Raw genomic sequence first — 15,928 nt, forward strand, 5'->3', positions numbered from 1 at the left:
CGAGCCTCGAAGGATTCGTTCCATCAGCGTGTGCGTGCGCGTAGCATCGTGAAGTACCGCCGGCTCATGCCCGAGGCTTCCGCGGCGCGGACGATGTCGCCGCCGTGATCGGCGAGCATCTGCTCCACATAGCGGCGCTCGAAGTCGGCCATGATGCGCTCGCGGGCGCGCGCGAACGGGAGCCGCTCCGAGAGCACGCCCGAGATCGGATCGGTCGCGGGTGCGTTTGGTGATGCCGTTGGGCTCGTGCTCGGCGCGGCGAGATCGCCGAGCGCGAGGAAGCGCGCGACGGCGTTGCGGAGCTGGCGCACGTTGCCGGGCCACGGCTCGCGTTCCCACCGCTTCAAGACGTCGTGGGGGAGCGCGCTCGCGTCTGCGCCGAGCTGGTGGCAGAGCCACCGCGCGAGCACCGTGATGTCGCCGCGCCGTTCGCGGAGCGGAGGGAGCTCGATCCTCGTGACGGCGAGGCGATGAAAAAGATCGTCGCGAAACCGACCGGCCTGGACCTCCTTGTCGAGATCGCGTCGCGTTGCAGCGAGGATCCGGACGTCGACGCGGATCGGCTTGTCGCCGCCGATGCGCCGCACCTCCGAGCGCTCGACCGCGCGGAGGAGCTTCGGCTGGAGCGAGGCGTCGAGGTCGCCGATCTCGTCGATGAGCAGTGTTCCGCCGCTTGCGAGCTCGAAGACGCCGCGCCGTTGCGCCGTCGCACCGGTGAAGGCCCCCTTCTCGTGTCCGAAGAGCTCCGACTCGACGAGGTTCGGCGGGACCGCCGTGCAATCGAAGACGACGAACGGCCCCTGCGCGCGCGGGCCCATCGTGTGGAGCGCCTCGGCGAGCGCCTCCTTGCCTGTCCCTGTCTCGCCCTCGATGATCACGGGCACGTTCGCCGCCGCGAGGCGCTCGCAGAGCGGATAGAGCCGGCGCATCTCCGTGCTGGCGCCGACGAGCGGTCCGAAGCTCACGACGGGAGGGAGCGGCGGCGGCGCATCGAGGACGCTCCGCTCGATGCGCAGCACGATGCCGCCGACACGAAGCTGCTCACCACCCACGAGGAGCGCGTCGCGGACACGCACGCCGTTGACGAACGTGCCGTTGGTCGAGCCGAGATCGACGAGGCGAAGCGATCGATCGACGACCTCGAGCGACGCGTGACGGCGCGAGAGCTCGCGATCGGTGAGGCGGAGCTCGCACGCAGGGCCGCTCCCGAGGAGGAGACGGCCCCCGTGACTGGCGGCGATCTCGAAGGTCTCTCCCGAGGCCACCGTCAGGACGAACGATGCTTCGGGCGCCGGATTCGGGTCGAAGCGGGTCGAGAGCAGCGTCGAGAGCTCGTCGTCGGTCGGTGAGTGCATCCTACTTGGCGATCCATACCACCGTGCCCCTCGGACCGGCATTCGCGACGTAGACGCGTTGGTCGTCGACCGCGATCGCGCGTGCGGTCGGCAGATCCTTGGCGAGGACGATCGCAGCGCCGCCCTCCTTCGGCACTTTGGAGATCGTGCCGGCGGAGACGACGTAGACGTACGAAGCGTCGACGGCGATCGCGGACGCGCTCGGGATCGCGCTGATCTGCGTCGGCGCGAACGGTTGAGCCGTCGAAGCGCGCATCACGGCATTCGCGCTCGTCCAGAACGCGAAGCGGTCGTCGAGGGCGAACGCGATCGCGCCACGCTGGCCCTCCGCGAGAATGTTCGAGCGTCCCCCTCCAGGCTCGTCGCAGGTGGGTGCGCAATACACGATTTGCCGATCGCCGTCGCCGCTGGCGAACACGAAGCCCGCCTTGCCGAGCGCGAGTCCGGTCGGGTGCGGCCAGCCGTAACCGGCGACGAAGTCCGTTCGGTTTTGGGTGCAGCCTGTTGCGGCGCAGCGCGCGACGCCGCCGACGTCGCTCGCGGCGGTCCAATAGAAGAAGCTCTCGTTCGCCGCGAGGGCGTCGACGTTGGATCCGGCACTGTCGTCGACCCGCACGATTTCGTCGGTGCCCTTTGCCCAACGAAGGATCGCATCGCCCAGCGTCCAGAACACGTGGGTGGTCGTCGGGGCGATGGCAACCACCGCGCGCTCTTCGACGTGGAGCTGCTTGACGGTCGCGCAGTTCTTCTCGGTGCAGTACCAGACGCCACCGGAGCCGCCGCTTCCCCAGTAGACCGATCGATCGTCGACCGCGATCGATCGGAGATCGTCCTGCGCGTCCGCGACGATCTTCGGCTGGCAGAAGCCGTCGTCGCAGGGCTGTCCGAGACAGTCATGGCCGCACTGACCGCAGTTCTTCGCGTCGCGCAGGACGTCCGTGCACGAAGCCGGGCCGCCGTCCGGCGCAGAATCCAGCGATGTCGTCGCGAGCTCGCCGACCGAGTACGTACACGCGGCGATGGAAGCCAGCACGACGATCGCCGGCGCGAGCGAGGTCCGGGCGTGCACGGAGGAGAGCTTAGCGCTCAAAACGTTCCGGCGGCACCGAAGACGCCGAGCGCGATCTTCGGCGACGGCGGGCGCAGCGCTGTGAGGAGGAGGACTCCCCCCGTCACCGCGCAGACGGCGGCCGCGCCCCACGCGACGTTTGCCCACGTCCGAAGGCCGACTGCCTGCGAGCGCGCGTCGTCGTCGAGGCGCCGCGAGTCTTCGAACCGATCGCGAGCGTCGAGACCGAGAGAGCCTAGGACGAGCGCTCCGCCCGCAGCGGCTACGCTGGTCCCGAGCGCGACGAAGCCGAGCGTGCGTCCCGCGGAGCCGTTCGCCTTCGGTGGTTCTGCGGGGCTTGGCGCAGTTCTGGGCGGAGGTTCAGGAGCCGCCGCCGCAGGTGTCGCAGGCGGGGTCACTCGGATCGACACGTGTTCGCCGGCGCCCGCTTCGATCTCTTGTCGGACGAGGCGACCGTCGGCGAAGTGGACGACGAGCTCGTGTCGGCCTCGCGGGAGATGGACCGTCGCGGGCAGTTGCCGGCCTTCCGCGTGCGCGACGGAGACGCTCGCCGGCGTCGCTGCATCGACCCGCAGCGTGAGAAGCGATCGTTCGAGGGAAGCGAGCCGCTCGCGTGCGCGGGTCTGAGCGCTCGACGGAAGGCTCGGATCCTCGAGCGCGAGCGCGTAGTCGTCGGCCGCGCGCGCGGGCTCCGAGGCGGGGTCCCACGAGAGCGCCGCGTTGTAGATCGACTGTCCTCGCGGTGCCTCACGGTAGGCGTCTTCGAACTTGCGCGCCGCGGTCACGAAGTCCTTCTGCGCGAACGCCGCGCGCGCCTCGTCAAAGAGCGTGGCGGGGGATCGTTCGCCCTCGGCAGCGGCGCGACCAACGATTAACGCGACCGCGAAGAAGAACTGTGACGCGATCCGCGCGAGTCGCTTCATTCGTTCTTGTACGGATTGTCAAGCAGAGCGCCGCCGTTCGTCGAGGACTTTGTCGACGTGCCCCTCGCGCGCGGCGCCGTGCGAGGCCGCGGCGAGGCTGGGGCTGGCGCCGATGCCGATGCCGATGCCGATGCAGACGTCACGGCCGCCGGCGGCTGCTCGAGGATCGCGGACGGGGGGGGCAACACGTGGGTGGTAGCGGAAGAGCTCGCCGTGGTCGGCGGCGCGATCGGCGGCGCGATTACGGAGGCGGGAGCACGCTTCACGACGACGATCGCGGCGGCGGCTGCGCTCGCAGCGACGATCGGGAGGAGCACCGCGGGAAGGATCCACCGGCGTGAAGGCGCGCGCACGCTGCTCGTTGCTCGGCGTCGTATCGCTTCGGCGATCGACGTCGCGCGCGCACCGAGCTGACCCTGCGCGACGCGGCGGACGAAGGCGCCGATCTCGATCGTATCGGCGATCGGCGCGGCCGCGCGTATCGCGGCGCCGAGCTCGCGCGCCGTTCCCCATCGGCGTTGTGCGTCGAGCTCGAGCGCTTGCGCGATCGCGTCGTCGAGGGCGGGCGGCAGCGCGGGCGCGATCGATCTCGCCCGGCGCGGCTTTTCGGTGACGAGGCGGAGCATCATCGAGGCGTGGTCTCCGCTGCCGAAGAGGCGTTCGCCCGTGCACATCTCCCACGCGACGACGCCGGCCGCCCAGATGTCGACGCGTCGATCGAGCGTGCGCCCACGGAGCTGCTCCGGGGCCATGTAGCCGAACTTCCCTTTGACGACGCCGCTCTCGGTGACCGCCTCGTTGTCCCTCGATTTCGCGATCCCGAAGTCGGTGAGGCGTGCGACGCCGTCGACTCCGACGAGGATGTTGTGAGGGGAGAAATCGCGATGCACGATCGCGAGCGGTGCGCCGTCGTCGCCACAAAGCTCGTGGGCAGCGTGCAGTCCTTCGAGCGCGCCGCAGACGATCCCGAGACCGATCGATAGCGGCATCCTCTCGCCGGATGCCTCGAGGCTCCGAGCGAGCTCGGCAAGGCTGTCGCCCTCGACGTAGTCCATCACGAGGTAGACGCCGCCAGTGGCCTCGTCCGCGTGGAGCACCTGCGCGACGTTGGGGTGACGGATGCGCGTCGCGATCCGCGCCTCGGCCACGAGCTCACGCGCGCGATCGAGTCGGGCGCGCAGGTGAGGATGTGTCAGCTTGAGCGCGTAGAGCGCCCCCACGCGCTCGGTATGCTGCGCGAGATAGACCGTGGCCATCCCGCCGCTGCCGATCGGAAAGAGCAGCTCGTACGGTCCGAGCCTGGACGGCGTCTGGGGCAGCGCAGCGCCCATGGCATCGATGTAGTAGCACGGCGGCTTCCGAGTTTCGCGACTTCTCCGGTGCGCATCGTCGAGAGCGAAAGCCGTCCACGTCGAAGGAGTCGTCGCAGCTACCCATTCTTTGGGCCGACCTCGAGGCCCGCGGCGCGGCATGGCTTTCCGCACCTCTTCGAGCCGGCTCTTCGGAACAAGGAGTCTCGCCCCAGCCGCACACGCTTGGCCGCTGTTCATGAAGGCTATGATGAGCGCTGCAGGAATGGCCTGATCGAGCACCGCATCGTCGAGGAGGATCGAGGGCGACTTCCCGCCGAGCTCGAGTGTGACGCGCTTCATGGTCGCCGCGCCGTCCCGCATGATCGAATCCTTTCCGCGAGCGATCGCCTTAGGTAGTCGCGCAGATCGGCGACGGCGGCGGCGTCTTTCAGCCCGTCGCCCCACGCCTGATCGCTCCTATCCGTCAGCATTTCGGCCAGTTTCGCCCCATTCGCAGAAAAGAGTACGAGGCGAGGTAAGGCCCGGCAGGGGCCGGCGTCTCAGGTTCAGAAAGGCAGAAATGGTGGTCATCATGAACAGCTCGATCAAGAACGTGGTCCTCGTGCACGGTGGTTTCGTCGACGGCTCCGGCTGGGAGAAGGTCTACGGCATCCTTCGCGGGAAGGGCTTCCACGTGAGCATCGTCCAGAACCCGACGACCTCGCTCGCGGACGACGTCGCGGCGACGAACCGCGTCCTCGATCAGCAGGATGGCCCGACGGTCCTCGTCGGTCACTCGTACGGCGGCGTCGTGATCACGGAGGCCGGCAATCACCCGAAGGTCGCGAGCCTCGCCTACATCGCGGCCTTCGCTCCCGATGAAGGTGAGTCCGTGGCGGCGCTCATCGCGAACCCGCCTCCGGGCGCTGCGGTTCCGCCGATCCTTCCTCCGCGGGACGGCTTCCTCCTCCTCGACCGCGCGAAGTTCGCCGAGTCATTCGCAGGCGACTTGGATCCGAAGCTGGCCGAGTTCCGCGCGAACTCGCAGGTTCCGTGGGGCGTCGCAGCGCTCGAGGGCAAGGTGACGAAGCCCGCGTGGCGCGGCAAGTCGAGCTGGTACTTGGTGTCGACCGAGGACCGGATGATCCCGCCGCCCGCGCAGCAAATGATGTCGAAGCGCATCGGCGCGTCCGTCAGCGAGGTGAAGGGCAGCCACGCGATCTACGAGTCGCAGCCTGCGGCCGTCGCGACGGTGATCGAGAACGCGAGCCGCGGCATTCGGTGACTAAGGTGTCGGGCCGAGCTCCCAGGGTGGTGGCGTCATATGCGACTGAAGGTGGTCGATGAACGCCTTCACCTTGGGCGAGATGTGGCGGGTGCTCGGGTAGACCAGGTGAATCGGGATCGCAGGCGCGCTCCACTCTGGAAGAACACGTTCGAGGCGCCGCGCGCGCAGGTCGGCGATGCACTGAAAGGAGGGAAGCAGTGTGACCTAGAAGGAGGGCGAGCGCTGGACGTTCACCCCGCCCAACGATCACGGAGGTGACGGGGCTCTTGAGCGATACAACCTCGTCCAAGTGCGCGGACGAGATCGGGCGCAGGCTGGCGTCGCCAAATGAAGGAGCCGTCGATGAGTCGGTCTTTCGGCCTCGGGCCGGGTTGCAGCCATCCTCCGCAAGCGCCGGCGGCGCCCACGAGCGACGTCTCGAGCGTGTCGTCGGGGGCGAGCGGCGAGAACAACGCCGCCGAACCCGTGTTCGAGGCCGAGGTCATTGGTGCGTTTACCAAATGATGAGCGATGGGCCTGATCTCGGGCTGGATAGCTCGGTCGAAATCGTCGCCCCGTATGAACACGCCGGACTCACGCCGTGAAGCGCCTCATCACGTTCATGTTCCTCGTTCTCGTGGGCTGCCGCGAAGAGCCAAGGATGCTCTCGCAGGAAGACGAGCGTCGAGCGACGAAGGCGACCGAGGGCTGGGTCGAGCTCGCGCCGGTCGCAGGCGACCCCCGTAACGGCGACTATCTCACCTCGATTGGAGCGTGCAAGGAGTGCCACACGCTCCGCGCCGCGGACGGTGAGCACCTCGATAGGACGAAGCTCTTCGGCGGAGGAATTCCGTTCGCCGGTCCTTGGGGGCGCGTCTCGAGCGCGAACGTCTCCGCGGTCGCCAGCGCGATGCCTGCGGGCATTCTAGAAGCGACGATTCGCGGGCAGATGGCCTTCAAATTCCAGATGCCGACGGATCTCTATGCCGAGATGGCGGACGACGATATGCGCGATCTCCTCGCGTATCTGAAGACGCTCACGCCCGTAGAACGACGCAACACGGAGAATCACTACCTCGCGACGTGGCGGCCTCCCGAGCCGCGGGCGCCGCGTCCGAGACCGATGACGGCCCCGCGTGGGCGGACTGTCGAACGCGGCAAATACCTCACGACCGTGGCGATCTGCCGTGACTGCCATTCTCCCCGACTTCCCGACGGCTCGTACGACGAGGCTCACCTCTTCGCAGGAGGTGGATTCTCTCTACGCACGGGCAACGGTGAGGCGTTGATTCCGCCGAACCTCACGCCCGATCGCGAGACGGGGATCGGGACATGGACTGACGCCGATATCGAACGCGCGGTTCGCCATGGGGTCGCTGCCGACGGACATCGTCTGAATCCCGCGATGCCTTACGAGGTCGGCCTCGAGGCGCTGACCGACGAGGATATGGGCGCGCTCATCCTCTATCTGCGGTCGCTCCCGCCGGTGCGTCGCCGGCTGCCCGAGAACCCGCATTGGACGCCGAGCGATCCGCCGGACGATTGCTGCTTCCCCGGACCGGTGGGCGGCTACGACGGACGGGAGGCCGTCACGAAATGAGCGGCCGTACATCGACGCCGAAGATCGAGCACCACCTCGTGCGCGCCCATGGCATCGCGGCGCTCGCGTCCTTGGTCGTCGTCGCGTTGGCCGGTTTGGCCGTCGCGGCGAAGTTCGTATTTCCGAATTTCGCGGGAACGACCGCGGCATTCACGTGGGGACGGCTTCGCTTCGTTCACACGCAGGGAATCTTCTTTGGCTGGCTGGGAAATGCGTTTCTCGCATTTCTCTATTACGTAGTCCCGCGGCTCACCGATCGGAGCGTGACGAGCAGGCCACTCGGTTGGGTCATGTTCGTCACTTGGCAATGCGCCATCGTTCTTCTCGGGTGGGCGTCGGTCCTCGCAGGTCGTTCCCAGCCGCTCGAGTGGGCTGAGTTCCCGCTCTATGTCGACGTCATCGCGAGCATCGCGTTTGGGCTCGCGCTCGTGCAGTTCGTCATGCCGTTCCTCTCGACCCGAGCGAGAGAGATGTACGTCTCGGGCTGGTACCTCGTCGCCGCACTCGTGTTCACGCCGGCGGCCTATGCCATCGGCAACGTCGTGCCGGAGTACGTCCCCGGGGCCGCGGGGGCGGCGTTCAGCGGACTCTGGACCCACGACGCCGTCGGGCTCTTCGTCACCCCCATCGCGCTTGCGGTGGCGTATTACGTGATCCCCGCGCGAACCGCGCGCCCGATCTTCAGCCACGCGCTCTCGCTCTTCGGGTTCTGGCTCCTCGCGTCCGTGTACCCGCTGAACGGGATGCACCACTACCTGCTCTCGCCCCTTCCGATGGACGCGCAGCTCGGGTCCGTGGTGGCATCGGTGCTGCTTGGCTTCACGGTTATCGTGGTCGTCACGAATCTCCTTCTCTCGGTCCGCGGGGAGGCTGCAAAGGTCGCAGCGGACCCGGCGCTTCGTTTCGTATGGACGGCCGTTGTCTGTTACTTGCTCGTCAGTCTGCAGGGGGCCACGCAGGCGCTGATACCGTTCAATCGCGTCGTCCATTTCACGGACTGGGTGGTCGGTCACTCCCACCTTGCGATGCTCGGGTTCGGGTCCTTCATGGCGATCGGTGCGTTGGCGCACGCATGGGAGCATTCCCCGATTTCCCGTTACGACGCGCGCGCCCTCAACCTCGCATACGTCCTTCTCGTCGTCGGGCTCGTCACGATGGTCCTCGACCTCACGATCGCGGGCCTCGTACAAGCGGATGCGTGGAGCTCGCTCCGGCCGTGGACGGACTCGCTCACGCTCTCGAGGCCATACTGGATCGTGCGTATAGCCTCAGGGGTCTGTCTGCTCGCGGGCTTCCTGGCGCTCTTCAAAGCGTTCTTCAGCGGACCGTCCTACGAGCAGCGTCGCTCCGGCCGGAAGACCGACCTGGTGATGCCCGCGCGGTCCGGGGATGACACTTCGCGTGTGCCAGCGGCCATCGGCTGGGCGTACGTCATCGTCTTTGCGGTGGGGGTTGCGTTCTTCGCGTTGTCGTTCGTCGCGCTCGGTGTCCTTCCGATGCGCGCGCTCGCAGAGGAGACTCGGAGAGACGCGCCCAAAACGACGCCGACGCGTAGCGATCTCGAGCTTCGTGGCCGTGAGATCTACGCACGAGAAGGCTGCGCCTACTGCCACACGCAACAGGTGCGAGCGACGGAGGAGGACGTCGCGCGCTTCGGACCTGCCACGGCAGCCTGGGAGCAACGCAACGACATCCCGCATCTTTACGGCACGCGGCGAATCGGTCCAGATCTGGCGCGCGAGGGTGGGCTTCGTCGGAACGACTGGCAGCTCACGCACCTCTACGATCCTCGGGCCGTCGAGCCGCTCAGCGTGATGCCGCGTTTCCCGTGGCTCTTCGACGGAGCCGCCGCAGCGCCTCGACCGGATGCCATCGCTCTCGTCGCCTACCTGCAGTCGCTTGGACGAGAGAAGAAGGACGCAGGCACGTCCGCCGGGAGCCCTCACTGCTCGTGCAAGGATGTCGACCCCTCCGGCCCGCGCTTTCCAATCTCCACGTCAGGGGGCGATATCGATCGCGGTGAACGGGTCTTCGCGACACGATGCATCGGCTGTCACGGTGCTGGCGGACACGGTGATGGGCTTGCGTCTACGACGCTCTTGCCGCGCCCGGCCGATCTTACGGCCGCAGCATTTACCGCCGATCGCTTGAATGACGTCCTTTGGAATGGTGTCCCGGGCACCGCCATGCCTCGGTTCAAGGAGCTCTCGAAGGAAGATCTGAAAGGGGTCATCGCCTTCGTCGGATCGCTCGACGCGCCTCCGACCCGAGCGCGCGGCGACCTCGAGCTCGGGCGGACCGTGTACGAGATTCGATGCGCGGCCTGTCACGGCATGAACGGACGCGCGGACGGTCCGGCCGACATGCGCACGCCACGCCTCCCCGCGAACTTCCATTTCAAGCAGCCCACCGAAGCGCGGGCTCACGACGTCCTCGCGAGAGGTATCCCGGGCACGGCCATGGTCGCGATGCGCCAGAACCTCTCCGATGCAGAGGAGGATGCCGTCATTGCGTATGTGCGCAGCCTCTTCGACGCGGTTCCCGCGGAGGAGACCGTCAAGCCATGATCAACATCCTCGTCGGCCTCGTGGTCGCGCTCGCCCTCGGAGCATGCGTGGCATGGCTCGGCTCACGCCGCCTTCGCCAACACGTCGAAGCCCCCAAGCATGTCCTTCACGAGAAGCTCGCCCGCCACTACCCGCGACGGTCCAACGACGGTTGAGCATCGGCCGGACCCGTTGACCAACCTCGTCCAAGCGGTACGAGTCGGAGCAATCTAGCTTCCCGCGAGGTAGGAGGTTCCATGCTCTCTCTGCGACGTTCGAATGACCGCGGGCACGCCCAGCACGGCTGGCTCGACAGCCGGCACACGTTTTCCTTCGCCAACTACTACGACCCGCGCTTCACCGGCTTCCAGGATCTTCTAGTCATCAACGAGGATCGCGTTGCGCCCGGGGCCGGCTTCGGAACGCATTCGCATCAGAACATGGAGATCATCTCCTACGTTCTCGAGGGTGCAATCGAACACCGTGACAGCACTGGGACGGGTGCCGTTCTCACGCCGGGGGAAGTGCAGCGGATGAGCGCCGGAACGGGCGTCGCGCACAGCGAAATGAACGCATCGAAGACGGAGGGACTGCATTTCCTGCAAATCTGGATCGAGCCGGAGAAGCGTTCGCTTCCCCCAAGCTACGAGCAGACACGGTTTCCAGTCGAGGGCCGTACGAACCAGATGCGCATCGTGGGGTCGAGAGATGGTCGTGAGGGCTCCGTGACGATTCATCAGGACGTCGAGCTATACGCTTCACTCCTGAGCGCGGGGAAACGGCTGGAACTGCCTCTCGAGCCCAGACGTGCCGCGTGGGTGCAGGTTGCGCGCGGAGCGCTCGAGGTAAACGGCGTGTCGATGCGCGCCGGCGACGGTCTCGCTGTTGTCGACGAGCGAGCTCTGCGCTTCGATGGGCGGGAGGACGCCGAGTTCTTGGTGTTCGACCTCGCCGATCGACGCGCCTGAGCGTCGTCGATGGCGATGCTGTCGTGAAGGTCGTGGCAGAAGTTCTGCCACGGACATGCTGCCGTTCGGACTCCACGCGATGACGTGGCGTGGGCGATGATCGACCCGGGTGGACGTCATCCCGGTGACGACGGCAACTCTGCGAGAGTCACATGTCCCACGCACGACGTCCCAGTTCGGTCGGTGTCGACGCTTCGCTCTGCGGCGAGTGCGAAGCGAACCGCAGGATCGCCCGCCAGCGCCTTCTGGTGACGCCAGATGTGCGGAAACTCTTCCGGCATCTGGACGAACGGGTTCGCCCAGCGATCCATTGCATGAACATAGGCGTCGAGCACGGAGCGCAGGCCCTGCAGCACCCAATCGCGCCCATCGAGGTGGCGATTGAGCGTCGCGAGCTCGCGGCGAACGGCGCGCTCCGCAGCGGCTTTGACCGACCCTTCATGCGCAGCATCGGTCGTATAGCGATCGGGGCGAAAGTACGGCCAGAAGGCGGCGTGGAGTCCGCTCGCCAGGTACGCGAGCCATTCGTTGGCGACGTCGCGCTCCCAGCTCCCATTCGCCGGAAGGAGACGCGCCTCGGGACGTCGGTCGGCGATGTGCGCGAGAATGGCGTTGGACTCGACGAGTGTTCGTCCGTCGACGCGGACCGCGGGCACCTGCGCACGCGGGTTGATGGCGCGGTACGCATCCGACGAGCGCGCGTCGCCGTCGACGCGGCAGAGTCGGTACGGCTCGCCGAGCCACTCGAGCGATACGATGCACGCGAGCGCACACGTGCCCGGCGTGTAGAAGAGGAGCGTCTCCATCCGTCACTCCGAAGTGAAACCGGTCTTCTTGTGCGTGCCGTCGCAGTACGGTTTCTTCGAGGACTGGCCGCAGCGACACAGGAACACCTTCGTCACGCGGTTCGTCGTGCGCCCGCTGCCGCTCACGATCTCGAGGTTCCCTTCGACGAAGAGCGGCCCATTCGTCTGCGGCGAGATCTTCAATGCGCCGTCGCGCTCGCCGAGGGCCGACGAGGTCTCCGTCGCCGGTTCGCCGGTGGCGGTGAACTGCGCGGCGACGTGGCTCGTGTCGCAAAACGGTTTGGCCTTCGACTCGCCGCACCTGCAGAGCGTCGCGCGGAAGCCAGCGGGCTGTCCGTCGATGACGAGCTCCGCGTGGAAGGCGAGCGGGCCGTTTTCGCGGACGTGCAGGAGGTTCACGATCGGCACGCCCTCCTGTTCACCGCCGTCGAGGCGCTCGTACCGGATCGCGCCGGACGGGCACGCGTGCGCGACGCGAGCGACGGCCTCGGCGGATGCCGCATCGGGATGGATCCATTCGCCGTCCACGTTGGGCACGAATACGTCCGGTCGTGTGAGCACGCAGGCGCGCGAATGAACACACCTCTTCGCCTCGAACTGGATGAGGACGCGCTTGCCTCGAACTTCCTCGATACCGTCGCTCATTGCTGCTCCTCTACGTCGCCCTTGATCCAGTTGCCTTCGAGCGGCAGTCCCGCCACCTCCCAGTCGGACAGTCCGTCGGCGTAGCGACGCACGCGTGTGTAGCCGTTGTCGACGAGCAGATGGTACGCGTTGATGCTCGCCTTGCAGGCGACATTCGAGCAGTAGACGATGATCTCCTCGTCTTTGCGGAGTCCGCGCAACATGTCGTCCGGCGTGTTGAAGTGGATCGACCCGCGAATGTGCTTCTGCTGAAAGGCCCACTCGTTGAGGGACATCACAAGCTTGAAATCGTCGTGGCGCCTCAGCTTGTCGCGAAGCTCGTCACGCGCGATCGTGAGGACGTCGTTTTGCATGGATCCCTCCAACTTCCTCGACGCGAGCCCGAGGGAAACAAACGGCTGACGCGAAGCACCGTAGACAACCGACACCTCGGCCGCTTGGACGAGGTTGCTCTTCGCTGTCGCGTGAATGCTCAGTCGGAATGGTCCACACTGTGCGGAGGCCACGTGCCCTCGAACGCAACGCGCTCCAGCGGTCGGCGCGGAGAGGGATGCTCCAGCGCTTGGAGATCGGCGGGGAGGATATGCCGCTCGCCGCGACGACCAACGGCGATGGCGCAGAGTGCCTGATAGCTGTGTGCCGGGACGCGTAGAAGGTCGTAGGCGGCCTCGTGATTGATGGCTGCGACGACGTGCGTCGCGACCCCCAGCAGCTGGCCTTGTAGGCAGAACGACATGACGGCGGCACCGGCATCGAAACTCGCGTGCGGATTTGGTCGCCCATCGGCGAAGTGGCTGCGCGCGACGCAGACGACGAGGACGGGAGCTGCCGCCGCCCATCGGCGATTCCGAGGAACGAACAACGTGAGGAATCGCTCGAGATCGGTCTCCGTGCGCGCGTACACGAATGGAGCGGGCTGTGCGTTGTACGACGACGGCGCCCAACGTGCTGCCTCGAACATCGCATCGAGTGAAGCGGGAGCGACCGCCTCGCTTAGGAAAGCACGCGGCGACCAGCGAGCTGGGAACATCGGACTTACGAGCGGGGCGTCTACGCTGCGCTCCGGAGTGCTCGCAGTCCGGCGCGCGCGGTTGTCGTTGGTTGGCATTGGAGTGCTCTGCTGGTTCCGAATTTTGAGAGCGGTTCTGGAAGGTGGATTGGACGCCCTCGAGCGAGATAGCTTGCACTTGGATCCTCTGCGTCACCGTCGTTCGCGAAAGGCTCCGATTCCAGATGACGGCACTGAAGGAGCTGCTGGCGATGCCAACGCCGACGAACGCGAGAGGTCTTCGTCTCGGCCCATCTTCGTGTGCTCGGGCGCTATGGACCAACGGCTTGCCAGCGCGATTCCAAGAATGAGCCCGGCGCCAGCGCCGGACATCGTTGCTGACAGGCCGATCTGTTCGACGAGCCAGCCCCACGCAATGCTCGACAGGCCCATGCCGCCCTGGAAACACACCACGTACAAGCCCATGACGCGAGAGCGATACGCTTCCGGCGACGCTTCCTGTACCGCCACGATCAGCGTCGACATGATGGTGATCCAGGCGATGCCCGCGACGAAGAGGACCGCCGCCGCGACGGTGACGTTGGGTGCGTGTGCAAATCCAAAGAACGACGCTCCGAGTAGACCGACGCTGCCCGCGAGTAGTCCGCGAGAGGACAGGCGAGCCCTTGCGAACGGCACGACCATGGCACCAGCGAATGCACCGATGCCGAGCGCGGCGTACAGGATGCCGAAGCCCTGTGAGCTGGCTCCTGCAATTCGCCTCGCCAGCAGGGGCATCAGTGCCCAGAGCGCTGCGGCGAGGCCGCTGAACACCGCGATGCGCAAGAGCGTGCCGCGAAGCGCTCGAGACGTCAGTGCGACGACGAGCCCATCCGACGCAGCGTGGCGGAAGCTTACATGTTCGGCGGGCGACGGCGGCGCGATGCGGAGCCGAAGGAGTACGATCGACGCGTAAACGAGCGTGACCGCGTTGACGAGGAAGCCGACGCCGACACCTGCCGTCGCCGCGAGCCACCCGCCGATCGCGGGACCGATAGCACGAGCGAGGTTCACGCTCATGCCGTTCAGCGTCACGGCGTCACGCAACTCGTCGCGCTTTACGAGAGACGGGATGATGGCCTGCCATGTCGGCATCGTCGCAGCCCCTCCGAGGCCTAGGGCGAACGTGCACGCGAGCAACGACATCGCGCTCACGTGGTCGAGGAGCGTAAGCACCGAGAGGACCGTTACGCTCACGAGCATCCAGCTCTCTGCAATGAGCAAGATGCGGCGCCGATCGGTCATGTCCGCGAATACAGCGGCCGGGTACGCCAGCAGCGCCGGAACTCCTGCAGCCGCCTGGAGCAACGTGATGGTGCGCGACGAGGCCGAGAGCTCGGTCACCAGCCAGCTCGCGGCGACGTTCTGCAGCCACGTGCCGATGTTCGAAACGAGTCCAGCGATCCAAACGGCGCGGAACGACGGCTCTCTCAGCGGAGCCCACGCTCGGGCGTGAACGGGCGTGGGGGTCGCATGCGCTACGAGTCCGTCCACGAAGGCCATCGCTTGCCGGTACCTCGCGGCGGGGCGCAATTCTTGGACGGGGTTGCACTTGGGGCGCCGCTCGTCCGCGGCTTCACGAGCTTCGCAGGGACAAATACCTTCTATCGGGTCGGAGCGGCTGACGCATACATCCGAATCGTGGATGGGAGCGAACGTGAATGCATCAGGGCCGCGAGCAATCGTGATCGGCGGATCGGTCGGCGGACTCTTCACGGCGACTGCGTTACGCGCGACCGGGTGGCGCGTGAAGGTGTTCGAGCAGTCATCGAGGGAGCTCGACAGTCGAGGCGGCGGCATCGTCCTGCAGCCGCTGCTCCTGCAGGCGTTTGCGTTCGGCCACGTACCTCTGCCGCGCGACGCGGGCGTCGATTCGATCGAGCGGATCTACCTCGATGAAGACGACCGAATCGTACAGCGCTTTCACATGCGGCAGACCCAGACCGCGTGGAACGTGATCTACAGGGCGTTGAAGCATGCGCTGCCCGAGGACGTCGTCCACGCGGGCGAGTCGTTCGCACGGCTCGAGCAGAGCGACGCTGGGCTAATCGCGCATTTCGAGACTGGTCGGGTCGAGCAGGCGTCGCTCCTCGTCGGCGCCGACGGGGGCCGCTCCGCCGTGCGCGCGCAACTGCTACCCGCCTGGCATCCGGACTACGCAGGCTACGTCGCGTGGCGCGGACTGGTCGACGAGCGCGAACTGCCCGAGACGGTGCTGCGCGTGCTGGGCGACCGTTTCACGTTTCAGCAGGGAAACGCGCATCTCTTCCTGACCTATCTCGATGGCTCACAGCCCACGCCCACGGCGTTCGCATTCGTCGTGAAGAGGCGCTCTCCACTGACGTTCGAATCAGCGCATCTCTCCGCTCGGGCCCCTGAAGCCGACGCCGGCCGGTGTGGCCCAACCTG

17 protein-coding genes and 1 pseudogene are annotated in these 15,928 nt (G+C 66.7%); 7 read left to right on the top strand and 11 right to left on the bottom strand.

Going from position 1 to position 15,928, the window contains the following annotated elements; genetic code table 11:
• Positions 1-23 precede the first annotated feature (23 nt).
• Genes AKJ09_RS20985 through AKJ09_RS21000 form a run of 4 tightly spaced genes read right to left on the bottom strand, consistent with a single transcriptional unit; the run spans position 24 to position 5,020 of the window.
• Complete coding sequence (locus AKJ09_RS20985) at positions 24-1,355, bottom strand: sigma 54-interacting transcriptional regulator (RefSeq protein ID WP_146648986.1); 1,332 nt, start codon at positions 1,353-1,355, stop codon at positions 24-26.
• Position 1,356: 1 nt separating this feature from the next.
• The gene (locus tag AKJ09_RS20990) at positions 1,357-2,424 is read right to left on the bottom strand and encodes a hypothetical protein (protein ID WP_146648987.1); all 1,068 of its coding nucleotides are present in this window, start codon (positions 2,422-2,424) and stop codon (positions 1,357-1,359) included.
• 17 nt (positions 2,425-2,441) lie between these two features.
• Positions 2,442-3,347, bottom strand: a complete 906-nt coding sequence (locus AKJ09_RS20995; RefSeq protein ID WP_146648988.1) for an outer membrane protein assembly factor BamD — start codon at positions 3,345-3,347, stop codon at positions 2,442-2,444.
• Entirely contained in the window at positions 3,344-5,020 is a 1,677-nt protein-coding gene (locus tag AKJ09_RS21000; RefSeq protein WP_146648989.1) for a serine/threonine-protein kinase, read from the bottom strand. Before AKJ09_RS21000 ends, AKJ09_RS20995 begins: the two co-directional genes overlap by 4 nt.
• A gap of 211 nt (positions 5,021-5,231) precedes the next feature.
• Between AKJ09_RS21000 and AKJ09_RS21005 the strand changes: the two genes are divergently transcribed.
• Positions 5,232-5,924: an alpha/beta hydrolase gene (locus AKJ09_RS21005; RefSeq protein ID WP_146648990.1), complete on the top strand. Its 693-nt coding sequence runs from the start codon at positions 5,232-5,234 to the stop codon at positions 5,922-5,924.
• Here AKJ09_RS21005 and AKJ09_RS56170 read toward each other — a convergent pair whose 3' ends face one another.
• On the bottom strand, positions 5,925-6,125 hold the full coding sequence (locus tag AKJ09_RS56170) for a LysR substrate-binding domain-containing protein (protein WP_146655604.1): 201 nt from the start codon (positions 6,123-6,125) through the stop codon (positions 5,925-5,927).
• A gap of 144 nt (positions 6,126-6,269) precedes the next feature.
• Here AKJ09_RS56170 and AKJ09_RS53135 point away from each other — a divergent pair, with 144 nt between their 5' ends.
• The 5 genes from AKJ09_RS53135 (at position 6,270) to AKJ09_RS21025 (ending at position 11,020) form a co-directional block, all read left to right on the top strand.
• Positions 6,270-6,431 (top strand): hypothetical protein, encoded by a 162-nt coding sequence (locus tag AKJ09_RS53135; protein ID WP_169927711.1) that lies wholly within the window; start codon positions 6,270-6,272, stop codon positions 6,429-6,431.
• 76 nt (positions 6,432-6,507) lie between these two features.
• Positions 6,508-7,506 (top strand): c-type cytochrome, encoded by a 999-nt coding sequence (locus AKJ09_RS21015; protein WP_146648991.1) that lies wholly within the window; start codon positions 6,508-6,510, stop codon positions 7,504-7,506.
• Positions 7,503-10,073 carry a cbb3-type cytochrome c oxidase subunit I gene (locus tag AKJ09_RS21020; RefSeq protein ID WP_146648992.1) on the top strand — a complete coding sequence of 857 codons (2,571 nt, stop codon included), beginning with the start codon at positions 7,503-7,505 and terminating at the stop codon, positions 10,071-10,073. Before AKJ09_RS21015 ends, AKJ09_RS21020 begins: the two co-directional genes overlap by 4 nt.
• Positions 10,070-10,228 (top strand): Z-ring associated ZapG family protein, encoded by a 159-nt coding sequence (locus AKJ09_RS53140; protein WP_169927712.1) that lies wholly within the window; start codon positions 10,070-10,072, stop codon positions 10,226-10,228. Before AKJ09_RS21020 ends, AKJ09_RS53140 begins: the two co-directional genes overlap by 4 nt.
• An 81-nt stretch (positions 10,229-10,309) precedes the next feature.
• Complete coding sequence (locus AKJ09_RS21025; protein ID WP_146648993.1) at positions 10,310-11,020, top strand: pirin family protein; 711 nt, start codon at positions 10,310-10,312, stop codon at positions 11,018-11,020.
• Positions 11,021-11,136: 116 nt separating this feature from the next.
• On the opposite strand, the gene AKJ09_RS21030 is transcribed toward AKJ09_RS21025, so the two are convergent.
• The 6 genes from AKJ09_RS21030 to AKJ09_RS53145 all read right to left on the bottom strand — a co-directional run bounded on the left by AKJ09_RS21030 (position 11,137) and on the right by AKJ09_RS53145 (position 15,521).
• On the bottom strand, positions 11,137-11,826 hold the full coding sequence (locus AKJ09_RS21030) for a glutathione S-transferase family protein (RefSeq protein WP_146648994.1): 690 nt from the start codon (positions 11,824-11,826) through the stop codon (positions 11,137-11,139).
• 3 nt (positions 11,827-11,829) lie between these two features.
• The gene (locus tag AKJ09_RS21035) at positions 11,830-12,471 is read right to left on the bottom strand and encodes a CDGSH iron-sulfur domain-containing protein (RefSeq protein WP_146648995.1); all 642 of its coding nucleotides are present in this window, start codon (positions 12,469-12,471) and stop codon (positions 11,830-11,832) included.
• Positions 12,468-12,824 carry a rhodanese-like domain-containing protein gene (locus AKJ09_RS21040; protein WP_146648996.1) on the bottom strand — a complete coding sequence of 119 codons (357 nt, stop codon included), beginning with the start codon at positions 12,822-12,824 and terminating at the stop codon, positions 12,468-12,470. Before AKJ09_RS21040 ends, AKJ09_RS21035 begins: the two co-directional genes overlap by 4 nt.
• A gap of 119 nt (positions 12,825-12,943) precedes the next feature.
• Complete coding sequence (locus AKJ09_RS21045) at positions 12,944-13,579, bottom strand: nitroreductase family protein (RefSeq protein WP_146648997.1); 636 nt, start codon at positions 13,577-13,579, stop codon at positions 12,944-12,946.
• Between the two features lie 93 nt (positions 13,580-13,672).
• Positions 13,673-15,022, bottom strand: a complete 1,350-nt coding sequence (locus tag AKJ09_RS21050) for an MFS transporter (RefSeq protein WP_146648998.1) — start codon at positions 15,020-15,022, stop codon at positions 13,673-13,675.
• 262 nt (positions 15,023-15,284) lie between these two features.
• Positions 15,285-15,521: a hypothetical protein gene (locus AKJ09_RS53145; protein ID WP_169927714.1), complete on the bottom strand. Its 237-nt coding sequence runs from the start codon at positions 15,519-15,521 to the stop codon at positions 15,285-15,287.
• Here AKJ09_RS53145 and AKJ09_RS56175 point away from each other — a divergent pair.
• Positions 15,447-15,788, top strand: a pseudogene (locus AKJ09_RS56175) (FAD binding domain-containing protein); the annotation flags it as partial. The gene AKJ09_RS53145 and the pseudogene AKJ09_RS56175 sit on opposite strands and share 75 nt — an antisense overlap.
• Positions 15,789-15,928 lie beyond the last annotated feature (140 nt).

Origin of the sequence: Labilithrix luteola, assembly GCF_001263205.1 — a bacterium.
GTDB classification, from domain to species: domain Bacteria; phylum Myxococcota_A; class Polyangia; order Polyangiales; family Polyangiaceae; genus Labilithrix; species Labilithrix luteola.

Excerpts from the sequence above, each read along its gene's own strand:
- AKJ09_RS21035 (WP_146648995.1), bottom strand. The coding sequence starts at position 12,471 with ATGAGCGACGGTATCGAGGAAGTTCGAGGCAAGCGCGTCCTCATCCAG.
- AKJ09_RS21005 (WP_146648990.1), top strand. The coding sequence starts at position 5,232 with ATGAACAGCTCGATCAAGAACGTGGTCCTCGTGCACGGTGGTTTCGTC.
- AKJ09_RS21040 (WP_146648996.1), bottom strand. The coding sequence starts at position 12,824 with ATGCAAAACGACGTCCTCACGATCGCGCGTGACGAGCTTCGCGACAAG.
- AKJ09_RS21045 (WP_146648997.1), bottom strand. The coding sequence starts at position 13,579 with ATGCCAACCAACGACAACCGCGCGCGCCGGACTGCGAGCACTCCGGAG.
- AKJ09_RS21050 (WP_146648998.1), bottom strand. The coding sequence starts at position 15,022 with ATGGCCTTCGTGGACGGACTCGTAGCGCATGCGACCCCCACGCCCGTT.
- AKJ09_RS21000 (WP_146648989.1), bottom strand. The coding sequence starts at position 5,020 with ATGCGGGACGGCGCGGCGACCATGAAGCGCGTCACACTCGAGCTCGGC.
- AKJ09_RS53140 (WP_169927712.1), top strand. The coding sequence starts at position 10,070 with ATGATCAACATCCTCGTCGGCCTCGTGGTCGCGCTCGCCCTCGGAGCA.
- AKJ09_RS21020 (WP_146648992.1), top strand. The coding sequence starts at position 7,503 with ATGAGCGGCCGTACATCGACGCCGAAGATCGAGCACCACCTCGTGCGC.
- AKJ09_RS20985 (WP_146648986.1), bottom strand. The coding sequence starts at position 1,355 with ATGCACTCACCGACCGACGACGAGCTCTCGACGCTGCTCTCGACCCGC.
- AKJ09_RS53135 (WP_169927711.1), top strand. The coding sequence starts at position 6,270 with ATGAGTCGGTCTTTCGGCCTCGGGCCGGGTTGCAGCCATCCTCCGCAA.
- AKJ09_RS21025 (WP_146648993.1), top strand. The coding sequence starts at position 10,310 with ATGCTCTCTCTGCGACGTTCGAATGACCGCGGGCACGCCCAGCACGGC.
- AKJ09_RS20995 (WP_146648988.1), bottom strand. The coding sequence starts at position 3,347 with ATGAAGCGACTCGCGCGGATCGCGTCACAGTTCTTCTTCGCGGTCGCG.
- AKJ09_RS21030 (WP_146648994.1), bottom strand. The coding sequence starts at position 11,826 with ATGGAGACGCTCCTCTTCTACACGCCGGGCACGTGTGCGCTCGCGTGC.